Below are 12,152 nucleotides of genomic sequence, written 5' to 3'. Positions count from 1 at the left end.
CCGCATGTCGGGCGGCGACGGGGTGCCGCGGCTCAGCGCTGGACGACCTCGGTCCCCGCGAGCTTGTCGTGGATGGTCTGGCGCTGCGGGTCGCGCGCGGCCCACACGTGGTCGACGACGAGCGCCGGCACCGCGAACCAGGAGACCAGCGGCACGCTGCACAGCAGCCACAGCAGCACGACGAGGCTCGTGCGGCGGATCGCCGCGCTCGCCGGGAGCGGGCCGACCGGCTGGCCGACGACGCGCACGGTCGTGCTCGTCGCGAGCTTGCCGACGGTCCCGCCGCGCCGGGTGAGCATGAGCACGTGGTAGAGCCAGGCGGTGAGCGCCATGAGCCCGATGGCGATGGTGAACCAGCGCCAGTCGAAGAACGCGACGAGGTCGTCGGGGTCGAGGCGCTGCACCGCGTCGGGGTCACCGACGTTGTCGACGGCGAAGGCGACGTAGTCGGCCATCCACAGCCAGAAGGCCCAGCCTGCGGTGACGACGCCGATCGCCCACACGACGAGCAGGTCGATGAGCCCCGAGGCCAGGCGCAGCCCGAAGCCCGCGAGCGGGCGGCCGTCGGCGGCCACCCCGCCCGCGCCGGGCGCGGTGCGGGGGCCGTCCTGCCACGAGGCCTGCGGCGCCGGCTGGCGCGGGAAGCCGACCGGGGTCTGGTCGACGTGACCCGGGACGGGCGAAGGGGTGGGCTCGGGCTGCCGGACCGGGGCGCGCTTGGGCACGACCCGCTGCGACCACACGATGCCGTCGAAGTAGCGCAGCTGCTCCGGGTCCTCCGGGTCGTCGTACCAGCCGGCGCGCTCGGGGCTCTGCGTCATGGGCACAGGTTCTCACGACGGCCTGCAGGCCTCCGGCCCGGGCGGCGTCCGGGTGGGGCAGCATGGGCGCGTGACTGACGCGATGCACCTGTGGATGCGGCACGAGACCCGGAGCACGGAACGACGTGCCCCCCTCACCCCGGCCGACGCGGCTCGCGTCGTCGCCGCCGGGCACGCCCTGACCGTCGAGCGCTCCCCGCAGCGGGTCTTCGCCGACGACGAGTACGCCGACGCGGGCGCGACGCTCGCGGACGCGCTGTCGTGGGTGGACGCGCCCGACGACGCCGTCGTGCTCGGGCTCAAGGAGCTGCCCGAGGAGCCCGCGGAGCTGCGCCACACCCACGTCTTCTTCGGTCACGCCTACAAGGGCCAGACCGGGGCCCAGGAGCTGCTCGCCCGCTTCCGTCGCGGCGGGGGCCGGCTGCTCGACATCGAGTACCTCACGGTCGACGGCCGGCGGGTCGTCGCCTTCGGCTACTGGGCCGGCTACGTCGGCGCGGCCCTCGCGGCACTGAGCACGCGGGGCGCGCTCGAGACGCCGCTGCGCCCGATGGAGCGCGACGAGCTCGACGCGCGCCTGCGCGCGAGCACGGGGCAGGACGAGCGCTACCTCGTGACAGGGGCGCTCGGGCGCAGCGGCACCGGTGCGCGCGACGCGATCGCCGTCGCCGGCTCGCAGGCCACCGCCTGGGACCTCGCGGAGACGGCCGTCCTCGACCGCGAGGCCCTCCTCGCCCACGACGTGCTCGTCAACTGCGTCATGGTCACGGCGCCGGCTCCCCCCTTCGTCACCGACGCCGACCTCGACGACCCGGCACGACGCCTGCGCACGGTCGCCGACGTCACCGCCGACTTCACCAGCGAGCTCAACCTCGTGCCGGTCGTCACCGAGGAGACGACGTGGGAGCAGCCCGTGCGAAGGGTCCGCGACGACGGCGCCGGCCCCGCCGTCGACGTCATCGCGATTGACAACCTGCCCTCGCTGCTGCCCCGCGAGGCGAGCACGACCTTCTCGGCCGACCTCCTGCCGACCCTGCTGCAGCTGCCCGGGGGCAGCCCGGCGTGGACGGCGGCGCAGCGCTCCTTCGAGCAGGCCATGGGCGCACGCGCCTGAGCGGGCTCACGGGGCGCCGCGGGGCTCCTCGCCCTGGAGCGTCTCCGTGAGGTCGTCGACGACGAGGAGGTCGGAGCGCACCTGACGGGCACGGAAGGACGCCCGCCCGACCATGTGCGAGGCGATGGGCGCTGTGACGCCCTGGAAGACCGCGACGAAGACGAGCAGGACCGCGACGGGGATGCTGCGCAACGACAGCGCGAGCCCGAGCAGCGCGAGACCGAGGCCCACGACCTGCGGCTTGGTGCCTGCGTGCATCCGGCTCAGCAGGTCGGGGAAGCGGAACATGCCGATCGCGGAGACGAGGGCGAAGAAGCACGCGAGGACGAAGCACACCGAGGCGAGGACGTCGAGGACCTGGGTCATCGCATCTCCCCTCGGGCCACGCCCTCCACGGGCGAGTCGTCGAGCGCCTCGCCCTCCGCGTCCCGGCCGTCGCCGGCCGGCTGCTCCTCGCCGTCGTCGTCCACGCTCGTCGGGTCGATGAAGCGGGCGACGGTCACCGAGCCGATGAAGCCGACGAGGGTGAGCACGACGAGCAGGACGAGGCTGTCGGTCGAGCGCACGACCGCGGCGTGCAGGCAGATGCCGATGATCGCGAAGGCGACCATGACGTCGAAGCTCACGGTGCGGTCGAGCACCGTCGGACCGATGGTCATCCGGGCCAGCAGGAGCAGCAGCCCGACGCCGAGCATGGCGACGCAGATGCCGACGACGACGGTGCTCATGAGGGCTCCCGCGGGGTGATGGTCTGGCCGAAGGCCCGGATCAGCTGCTCCTCGGTGCGCAGCACGCGCTCGCGCTCCCGCTCGACGGCCTCGTCGTCGTCGACGCCGAGGGCGTGGATGAAGAGGCTGTGCGTCGAGCGCCGCGCCTCGACGACCACCGAGCCGGGGATGAGCGAGGTGACGATCGCGACGAGCGTGAGGATGAAGTCGGACTCGCTGCGCAGGTCGACCTCCATGACGGCGTTGCGCGGTGTCGTGCGCAGGCTGAGGACGTGCCGCGCGACGACGACGCTCGCGACGAGCGTCTGCCAGACGAAGCCGACGAGGAAGGTCGTCAGGGCCACCGGGTGCACGCGTCCGTCGATGCGCAGCGGCGGCAGCGGCAGGAGCACCTGCACGCCGACGGCGACGAGCAGCCCGGCGACGACGTTGTAGACGTTGAGCTCGCCCCACAGCGCCACCCACAGCGCCGTGAGGACGACGAGGAGGAAGGGGTTGACGCGCGTGCGCCGCGAGGGCGTCTTCGCAGAGGTGGCCACCGCGCCGTGGTCTCGGGTGCTCATCGCGACTCCACCGTCGGCAGGACCGCCTGGACGTAGTCCTGCGGGTCGAGCAGGTCGGCCGAGGCCCGGTCGGCGAGCCCGTACAACGGCCCGCCGATGACGCTGAGCATGACGCTCGCGGCGACGAGCGCGACCGTCGCCCCGACCATCGAGCGCGGGAGCTGGTGGCTCGCGCCGCGCAGCTCGCGCTCGTAGAGCGTCTCGTCGTCCTCGGTGTCGAAGGCCTCGGGCCCCGCCTCCGAGTCCTTGCGGCGGCGCTCGTCGTCGGCCTCCTCGCGCTGCAGGGTGAAGGACTCGGCCTCGACGAGGGCGTCGGACTGCCAGCGCCCGCTGCTGCCGACCGCGACCGAGGTCGTCTCGACCGCGTCGTCGGTGGTCTGCTCGTGCGCGACGATGGCGACCGCGAGCTCGTGCGCCTGGGCCGGGGTGCGCCAGAAGGCCAGGCTCCACGCCTTGGCGATGGCGTAGAGGGTGAGCAGCGAGGTCACGGCGCTCGCCGCGACGAGGACGTAGGCGAGCGGGGTGCCCGTCTCGACGCCGGCGCTCATCAGCCCGATCTTGCCGATGAAGCCCGACAGCGGCGGGATGCCCGCGAGGTTCATCGCGGGCACGAAGAAGAGCACCGCGATGAGCGGGGCGATCCGGGCGAGCCCGCCGAGGCGCACGAGCGAGGTCGAGCCCGCCCGGCGCTCGAGCAGGCCGAGCACGAGGAAGAGCGCGGTCTGGATGGTGATGTGGTGCGCGACGTAGAAGACGGCGCCCGACACTCCCCCCTTCGTCGCCAGCGCGATGCCGAAGATCATGTAGCCGATGTGGCTGACGAGGGTGAAGGACAGCAGTCGCTTGAGGTCGCTCTGCGCGACGGCGCCGAGGATGCCGACGACCATCGTCAGCACCGCGACGACGAGGAGCAGGTCGGTGAGCGGGCGGTCGGGGAAGAGCAGCGTCTGCGTGCGCAGGATCGCGTAGACACCGACCTTCGTCAGCAGGCCGGCGAAGACCGCGGTGACCGGCGCGGGGGCCGTCGGGTAGCTGTCCGGCAGCCAGAAGCCGAGCGGGAACATCGCCGCCTTGACGCCGAAGGTCGTGAGGAGCAGGAGCTGCAGGGTGAGCGCGACGGGGTCGGGCAGCTGGGCGAGGCTCTCGTGGAGCCGGGCGAGGTTGACCGACCCGGTCGCCCCGTAGACCGCCGCGATGGAGATGAGGAAGAGCATCGAGCTGAGCATGTTGACGACGACGTAGATCGTCCCGGCGCGGATCCGGCTCTCGGTGCCGCCGAGGGTGAGCAGCACGTACGAGGCGAAGAGCAGCATCTCGAAGCTGACGAAGATGTTGAAGAGGTCGCCGGCGAGGAAGGCGTTGCTCACCCCGGCGACGAGCACGAGGAAGGTCGGGTGGTAGATCGAGACCGGCGCGCTCTCGTCGTCGTCGATCATGCCCTGGCCGATCGAGTACACGAGGACGGCGAGCGCGACCGAGCTGCTCACGAGGAGCATGAGGGTCGAGAGCCGGTCGGCGACGAGCGAGATGCCGAGCGGCGCCTCCCAGCCGCCGACCCAGACGGCCATCGTGCCGTGCTCGTCGACGGCCCAGAGCAGGTAGGCCGCGAGGGCGACGACGGTCACGAGTACCGCGACCGAGACCGCGCGCTGGGCCCGCGGCCGGTGCACGAGCACGAGCGTCAGGCCCGCGCCGAGCAGCGGCAGCAGGACGGGGACGGGGATCAGGGAATTCATCGGGTCTCCTGGGCGGTCGCGCGCGGACCGGCCCCGTCGTGGTCGGGCCCCTCGGGCTCGTCGCCCTCCTCGTCGAAGACCTCGAGGGCGTCGTCGGTCGTCTCGCCGGCGGCGAGGTCGTAGCCGTCGGACATCTGGTCCTCGTGGGCCAGTCGGCGGATCGCGGCGTCCTCGACGTCGTCCTTGACGTCGTCGTTGCCGCTCAGCTGCCAGCTGCGGTAGGCCATGGCGAGCAGGAAGGCGGTCGTGCCCAGGGTGATGACGATCGCGGTGAGCACGAAGGCCTGGGGCAGCGGGTCGGAGATCTCGGAGACGTCATAGCGGTCGACGAGCGGGGGGCGTCCGCTCGGTCCGCTGACGACGAGGAAGCCGAGGTTGACGCCGTTGCTCAGCAGCACGAGCCCGACGAGGACGCGGGTCAGCGAGCGCTCGAGCATGAGGTAGACGCCGCAGCCGACGAGGATCATCGTCGCGAGGACGAGCGTGAGGTTGACGGTCATGCTGCGGCCTCCTCCTCTCGTTGGCGCTGCTCTCGTCGGATGTGCCGGTCGATGCCGGAGCCGAGCGAGCGCAGCAGGTCGAGCACGAGCCCGATGATGACGAGGAAGACCCCGATGTCGAAGAAGAGCGAGCTGACGAGCTTGACGTGGCCGAGGAGCGGGACGTCGGTCTCGAGCACGAAGGACTGGAGCACCTGGCCGCCGAAGGCGAGCGGCGACAGCGCCGAGATCGCGGCGACGAAGAGCCCGGCACCGAGGACGACACCGGCGTCGACCGGCATCGCCTCGTCGAGCTCGTAGCGGCCGCCGGCGAGGTAGCGCACGACGAGCGCGAGCCCGACGACGATGCCCCCGGCGAAGCCGCCGCCGGGGTTGTTGTGCCCGGCGAAGAGCAGGTAGACCCCGATGAGGAGCATCGGGTGGAAGATCAGCCGGGTGACGACCTCGAAGAGGATCGAGCGGTTCTCCGGCGCGAGGGTGCGCGGGGCCGGCAGCCACGCGCGGCGGCCGGGCTGGCTCGGCAGCTTCTTCACCCCCTTCGGGTAGGGGATGTCGGCGACCCGTCGGATGCCCGCGCTGCGGGTGTCGATGAAGAGCAGCGAGGCGACGCCGGTGGCGGCGACGAGGAGCACCGAGATCTCGCCGAAGGTGTCCCACGCGCGCACGTCGACGAGGGTGACGTTGACGACGTTGTAGCCCGCGCCGAAGTCGATGGCGCCCGCGACGAGCTCGGGGGTGAGCGGTGCCTGGGTGCGGTACATCGTCGCGGCGGTGAGGATCGCGCCGACGACGACGGCGACCGCGGTGGCCAGCGCCATCCGCCAGTAGCGCGTGCGCGTCAGCGGGCGGTCGGTGAAGTGCTGCGGCAGACGGCGCAGGACGAGGACGAAGACGACGAGGCTGATCGTCTCGACGAGCACCTGGGTCAGGGCGAGGTCGACCGCGCCGTGCAGGAGGAAGAGCAGGGCGCAGCCGTACCCGGTGACGCTCACGAGGATGACGGCGCGCAGACGACGACGAGAGCGGGTCGTCACGAGCGCCGCGAGGACGATGACGAGGGCGACGAGCAGCTGCGCCGGGGTGTCGTAGGCGATGACCCCGCCGCCCTGCTCGACGGTCCACACGACGGTGCCGGGCACCGCGACGACGACGACGAGGGCGACGGCGAGGTAGATCGCCACCGAGCCCCGCTGGGCCAGACCGGTCGTCTCGACCGCGGCCCGCTCGAGACCGCGGATCGACCAGCCGTACGCGCGCTCGGCGCTCCAGCCGAAGGACAGCGCGCCCTGCAGCTGGCCGAAGGTCTTGCGCCCGAGGAAGAGCAGGACGCCCCCGAGGGTCGCGAGGACCGACAGCAGGAGCGGTCCCCCGACGCCGTGCCACAGGGCCAGCTCCTCGGGGTGCAGGGCCGGCTCGAGCTGCTCGGCGTAGGGCCAGATGTGCTCGCTGAGCACCGCGCCGCTGAAGCCGAGACCGAGGCTGAGCAGGGCGAGGACGCCCGGGACGGCCCAGTAGCGCGGCGAGACGTGGGTGCAGGGCGTGTCCTCGTCGGCCGGGCCACGGCCCCAGAAGGCGCCGTGCAGGAAGCGCAGGGTGTACGCGACGGTGAGCACCGTGCCAAGGACGAGGGCGACGACGACGGCCCACCCGGCCCACCCGCGAAGGGGGGTCCCGTCCCCTTCGGTCGCGACGGCGAGCAGCGCCGCCCAGATGCTCTCCTTGCCGATGAAGCCGATGAGCGGGGGCAGCCCGGCCATCGACATGCTCGCGAGCACCGCGAAGGCGAAGACGAGCGGCATGCGGTGCCGCAGCCCGTGCAGCTTGCGGATGTCGCGAGTGCCGGCGTGCTTGTCGATGATGCCGACGACGAGGAAGAGCGTGGCCTTGAAGAGCGCGTGCGCGAGCACCATCGCCATGCCGGCGAAGGCGGTCATCTGCGAGCCGACCCCGAGGACGGTGAGCAGGAAGCCGAGCTGGGAGACCGTGCCGTAGGCGAGGAGCAGCTTGATGTCGTACTGGCGAAGGGAGCGCCACCCGCCGATGAGCATCGTCAGGGCGCCCAGGGGCAGGAGCAGCTCGCGCCAGCCCGGGACGTCGGCGAAGGCGGGGACGAGCAGCGCGACGAGGAAGACGCCGGCCTTGACCATCGCGGCGGCGTGGAGGTAGGCGCTCACCGGGGTCGGCGCGGCCATCGCCCCGGGCAGCCAGAAGTGGAAGGGGAAGAGCGCCGACTTGCTCAGCGCGCCGAGGAGGAGCAGCACGACCGCCGCGGACAGGGCGCCGGAGCTGGCCGGTGGCGAGGCGAGGATCCCGCTGATCGAGTAGGTGCCCGACAGACCGCCGAGGACGAGGATGCCGACGAGCATGGCGAGCCCGCCGAGGGTCGTGACGACGAGGGCGGTCGTCGCGGCGGCGCGCGCGGAGCGCTTGGCCGGGTCGAAGCCGATGAGCAAGAAGCTGAAGACCGTCGTCAGCTCCCAGAAGACGTAGGTGATGAGCAGGTTGTCGGCCCACACCAGACCGAGCATCGCGCCGGCGAAGGCGACGAGCGTGCCGGCGAGCAGACCGCGCCCGGCCTCGCCCTCGCCGAAGTAGGCGGCGCAGTACGCGAGGACCAGGGCCCCCACCCCGGCGACGACGAGCGTCATCAACCACTGGAGCGGCCCCATGACGAGCGTGACGCTCATGTCGAGGGCCGGGACCCACGTCAGCTGCTGGGTGACCTCCCCGCGCATCGCGGCGTCGGTCTGGGCCAGGGCCCACACCGTCGTGGCGGCCGGTCCGAGGGCCAGCACGTAGAACGCGCGACTCCCCATCCGGCCGATGAGCACGGGCGCCAGCACGGCGAGGACGACGTGCGCGGCGAGAAGGGGGAGCAGAAGGGGCCTCCGGCTGTCGTGCAGATGCAAGCATCGGCGGTCGGTGGGTCAGCCCAAGTTTACGTCAGGGACGACGGCGCCCCGTCGGCCGTGGGGGCCGACGGGGCGTCGAGGTCTCCTGGGGGCCGCGCGGCGGCGCCTCAGAGGTTGCCGCGCTTGTCCTGCTCGCGCTCGATGGACTCGAAGAGCGCCTTGAAGTTGCCCTTGCCGAAGCCGAGCGAGCCGTGGCGCTCGATGATCTCGAAGAAGACCGTCGGGCGGTCGCCGAGCGGCTTGGTGAAGATCTGGAGCAGGTAGCCGTCCTCGTCGCGGTCGACGAGGATGCCGCGCGCCTTGAGCTCGTCGATGGGGACGCGGACCTCGCCGATGCGCGCACGCATCTGCGGGTCGTCGTAGTACGCGTCCGGGGTGTCGAGGAACTCCACGCCCTCGGTGCGCAGCTCGTCGACCGTGCGCAGGATGTCGTTCGTCGCCAGGGCGAGGTGCTGGGCACCGGGACCGGCGTAGAAGTCGAGGTACTCGTCGATCTGGCTGCGCTTCTTGGCGATGGCCGGCTCGTTGAGGGGGAACTTCACGCGGTGGTTGCCGTTGGCGACGACCTTGCTCATGAGCGCCGAGTACTCGGTGGCGATGTCGTCGCCGATGAACTCGGCCATGTTCACGAAGCCCATGACCCGGTTGTAGAAGCCGACCCACTCGTCCATCCGGCCGAGCTCGACGTTGCCGACGATGTGGTCGAGGGCCTGGAAGAGGCGCTTCGGGGCGCCATCGCGCTTGACGAAGCCGGAGGTCCTCGCGACGTAGCCGGGCAGGTACGGGCCGGCGTAGGTCTGGCCGTCGACGACGCGCTGCACGAGGGTGTGGCGGGTCTCGCCGTACGTGGCGATGGCGGCGACGCGGATCGCGCCGTGCTCGTCGGTGACGGTCTCCGGCTCCTGGAGCACGGTCGCCCCGGCGGCCTTGGCCTGGGCGATGCACCGGTCGACGTCGGGCACCTCGAGCGAGATGTCGACGACGCCGTCGCCGTGCGTCGCGTGGTGGGCGATGAGCGGGCTGTCGGGGCTCACGGCGCCCTTGACGACGAAGCGGATCGAGCCGGACTTCAGGACGAAGGCCTTGTGGTCGCGGTTGCCGTTCTCCGGGCCGGAGTAGGCGACGAGCTCCATGCCCCACGCGGACTGGTAGTAGTGCGCCGTCTGGGTCGCGTTGCCGACGACGAAGACGATGGCGTCCCACCCGGTCACCGGGAAGGGGTCGGTGCTCTCGTCGTACTCGACGAGACCGACGAGCTGCTTGAGCTGGTCGAGGTCCAGGTCGGCCTGGCGCTCCTGCTCGGTGAGGTCGAGGGGCGGGGTCGACGTCGCTGTCGTGTCAGTCATGAGCCGAGGGTCCAACCGACATGCAGTCTGCGCAAGGGAAGCATCCGACACTGGACAGGCTGTCCAGGACCTTGCGACATACATCGGCACGCGAGCACAATGTGACCATGGCCAGACCCGACGGCATCGACGAGCTCGACGCACGCCTGCTCGACCTGCTGACGCAGCAGCCGCAGATCGGCGTGCTCGGCGCCTCGCGCGAGCTCGGGGTCGCCCGCGGCACCGTGCAGGCGCGTCTGGACCGGTTGCAGACGACCGGGGTCATCGCCTCGCTCGCACCCCAGGTCGACCCGGAGGCGCTCGGCTTCCCCGTCACCGCCTTCTGCACCCTCGAGATCAACCAGCGCCAGGGTCACGGGCCGGTCGTCGCGCACCTCAGCGGGCTGCCGCAGGTCCTCGAGATCCACTCGACGACCGGTGACGGCGACCTCATCGTGCGGGTCGTGGCGCGCGACAACGCCGATCTCGGCCGCGTCATCGACGAGATGATCGACGACGTCCATGTCATCCGGGCGAGCACCGCGATCGCGCTCGTCACCCACCTACCGATGCGCACCGGCCCCCTCGTCCACCGGGCCGCCGGCCTCGTGTGACAGCTCACCGACGGCCGACGAACCAGCGCCGGATCGTCTCGATCCGCTCGGTGACCTGCTCGCTCGTCGCCGTGGCCAGCTCCGGCCCGCCGCACGCCCGGCGCAGGTCCATGTGGACGTTCGCGTGGGCGACGGACTTCTTGGTCGCGTAGGCCGAGACGAGCGAGTTGAGCTCCTTGCGCTGGCTGGCCAGCGCCCGGTGCGCCGAGACCGTCTGCGGCTCGGCCGGGCGCTTCCGACCCGTCTTCGCGGACTGCTTGCTCTGCCGCTCGGAGAGCAGCGCGTGCACCTGGTCGGGCTCGAGCAGACCGGGCAGGCCGAGGTAGTCCTGCTCGTCGTCGGAGCCGACGTCGGCGTGCAGGCCCCACTGCTTGCTGTCGTAGAGCACGTGGTCGAAGTGGGCGTCGGACTCGAGCGCCTCGAAGCTGCCGAGCAGGTCGTCGCTCGCGCCCTCGTCGCGGTTGGCCTCCTCGAGCAGGCCCTCCTCCTCCGACCAGATCTGCTCCTCGCCGGCCTCGGGCTCGGGGCGGTCGAGGGCGTGGTCGCGCTCGACCTCCATCGTCCCGGCGTGGGCGAGGATCACCGGCACGCTCGGCAGGAAGACCGAGGCGGTCTCGCCGCGCTTGCGCGCCCGCACGAAGCGCCCGACGGCCTGGGCGAAGTACAGCGGCGTCGAGGTCGACGTCGCGTAGACCCCGACGCACAGGCGCGGGACGTCCACCCCTTCGGACACCATGCGCACCGCGACCATCCACCGCGAGCTGCTCGCGGCGAAGGTCTCGATGCGCGCCGAGCTGCCCGGGTCGTCGGACAGCACGACGGTGGGCTTCTCGCCGGTGATCGACTCGAGGATGCGCGCGTAGGCGCGGGCCTGGGTCTGGTTGCTCGCGATGACGAGCCCCCCGGCGTCCTCGACGTGCCGACGCACCTCGGTGAGCCGCTTGTCGGCGGCCGAGAGGACCGAGGGGACCCACTCCCCCTTCGGGTCGAGCGCGGTGCGCCAGGCCTGCGCCGCGAGGTCCTTGGTCATCGGCTCGCCGAGGCGGGCGGCGACCTCGTCGCCCGCGCGGGTGCGCCAGCGCATGCCGCCGCCGTAGGCCATGAAGAGCACGGGGCGCACGACGTGGTCGGCGAGCGCCTGGGCGTAGCCGTAGGTGTAGTCGGCCGAGGAGCGCAGGATCCCGTCGTCGCCGTACTCGTAGGTGACGAAGGGGATGGGGTTGGTGTCGGAGCGGAAGGGCGTGCCGGTGAGGGCGAGGCGGCGGGTTGCCGGCTCGAAGGCCTCGCGGATCGCGCTGCCCCACGACTTGTTGTCGCCGCCGTGGTGGATCTCGTCGAGGATGACGAAGGTGCGCCGCGACCTCGTGCGGGCCTCGTGGACCGAGGCGCGCGAGGCGACCTGGGCGTAGGTGACGGCGACGCCGTCGTAGTCGCTGCTCGTCGAGCCGACGGCGTTGGAGAACCTCGGGTCGAGGTGGATGCCCACGCGGGCCGCGGCGTCGGCCCACTGCGTCTTGAGGTGCTCGGTGGGCGCGACGACCGTCACGGCCTCGATCTCGCCGCGGGTCAGCAGCTCGGCGGCGACCCGCAGGGCGAAGGTCGTCTTGCCCGCTCCCGGGGTCGCGACGGCGAGGAAGTCGCGCGCGCCGCTGCCGAGGTACTTCTCCAGCGCCTCGGCCTGCCAGGCCCGCAGCGCGCCGGCGGTCCCCCATGCTGCCCGCTCCGGGAAGGCGGGGGGCAGGTTCGACGCGGCGTGCTGGCTCATGACGCCGACCAGGGTAAGCCGCCGCACCGACTGCGACGAAAGCGTGCCCGGCGAGACCGCCGACGGCACGGCGG

General features: G+C 72.0%; 11 protein-coding genes. 2 read left to right on the top strand and 9 right to left on the bottom strand.

Annotated elements, in window-relative coordinates:
- Positions 1-32: 32 nt before the first annotated feature.
- Positions 33-821, bottom strand: coding sequence for an RDD family protein (locus L6241_RS08470; protein WP_368245740.1), 789 nt, complete (start codon positions 819-821; stop codon positions 33-35).
- 70 nt (positions 822-891) lie between these two features.
- Here L6241_RS08470 and L6241_RS08465 point away from each other — a divergent pair, with 70 nt between their 5' ends.
- The gene (locus tag L6241_RS08465; RefSeq protein WP_368245738.1) at positions 892-1,935 is read left to right on the top strand and encodes a saccharopine dehydrogenase; all 1,044 of its coding nucleotides are present in this window, start codon (positions 892-894) and stop codon (positions 1,933-1,935) included.
- A 6-nt stretch (positions 1,936-1,941) separates the two neighbouring features.
- Here the strand turns inward: L6241_RS08465 and mnhG are convergent, their stop codons facing one another.
- From mnhG to hppD, 7 genes are all read right to left on the bottom strand, one after another.
- A complete protein-coding gene (mnhG, locus tag L6241_RS08460) occupies positions 1,942-2,301 on the bottom strand; it encodes a monovalent cation/H(+) antiporter subunit G (protein WP_068273640.1) in 360 nt (119 codons plus the stop codon).
- On the bottom strand, positions 2,298-2,663 hold the full coding sequence (locus L6241_RS08455) for a monovalent cation/H+ antiporter complex subunit F (RefSeq protein ID WP_368245736.1): 366 nt from the start codon (positions 2,661-2,663) through the stop codon (positions 2,298-2,300). Before L6241_RS08455 ends, mnhG begins: the two co-directional genes overlap by 4 nt.
- Complete coding sequence (locus L6241_RS08450) at positions 2,660-3,226, bottom strand: Na+/H+ antiporter subunit E (protein ID WP_229300762.1); 567 nt, start codon at positions 3,224-3,226, stop codon at positions 2,660-2,662. Before L6241_RS08450 ends, L6241_RS08455 begins: the two co-directional genes overlap by 4 nt.
- Entirely contained in the window at positions 3,223-4,962 is a 1,740-nt protein-coding gene (locus L6241_RS08445) for a Na+/H+ antiporter subunit D (RefSeq protein WP_368245734.1), read from the bottom strand. The genes L6241_RS08450 and L6241_RS08445 overlap by 4 nt, the downstream gene beginning before the upstream one ends.
- Entirely contained in the window at positions 4,959-5,462 is a 504-nt protein-coding gene (locus L6241_RS08440) for a Na(+)/H(+) antiporter subunit C (RefSeq protein WP_068273633.1), read from the bottom strand. Before L6241_RS08440 ends, L6241_RS08445 begins: the two co-directional genes overlap by 4 nt.
- Positions 5,459-8,371, bottom strand: a complete 2,913-nt coding sequence (locus L6241_RS08435) for a Na+/H+ antiporter subunit A (RefSeq protein ID WP_225213066.1) — start codon at positions 8,369-8,371, stop codon at positions 5,459-5,461. Before L6241_RS08435 ends, L6241_RS08440 begins: the two co-directional genes overlap by 4 nt.
- Positions 8,372-8,481: 110 nt before the next feature.
- Positions 8,482-9,720: a 4-hydroxyphenylpyruvate dioxygenase gene (hppD, locus tag L6241_RS08430; RefSeq protein ID WP_368245731.1), complete on the bottom strand. Its 1,239-nt coding sequence runs from the start codon at positions 9,718-9,720 to the stop codon at positions 8,482-8,484.
- A gap of 107 nt (positions 9,721-9,827) precedes the next feature.
- On the opposite strand from hppD, the gene L6241_RS08425 reads away from it, so the two are divergent.
- Positions 9,828-10,313, top strand: coding sequence for an Lrp/AsnC family transcriptional regulator (locus L6241_RS08425; protein WP_123091026.1), 486 nt, complete (start codon positions 9,828-9,830; stop codon positions 10,311-10,313).
- Positions 10,314-10,317: 4 nt separating this feature from the next.
- On the opposite strand, the gene L6241_RS08420 is transcribed toward L6241_RS08425, so the two are convergent.
- Positions 10,318-12,078 carry a DEAD/DEAH box helicase gene (locus tag L6241_RS08420; RefSeq protein WP_368245729.1) on the bottom strand — a complete coding sequence of 587 codons (1,761 nt, stop codon included), beginning with the start codon at positions 12,076-12,078 and terminating at the stop codon, positions 10,318-10,320.
- Between the last annotated feature and the right edge of the window lie 74 nt (positions 12,079-12,152).

Source organism: Janibacter sp. Y6 (assembly GCF_040900765.1).
Lineage (GTDB): Bacteria > Actinomycetota > Actinomycetes > Actinomycetales > Dermatophilaceae > Marihabitans > Marihabitans melonis.
This window is presented reverse-complemented; position numbering and strand designations above follow the sequence as displayed.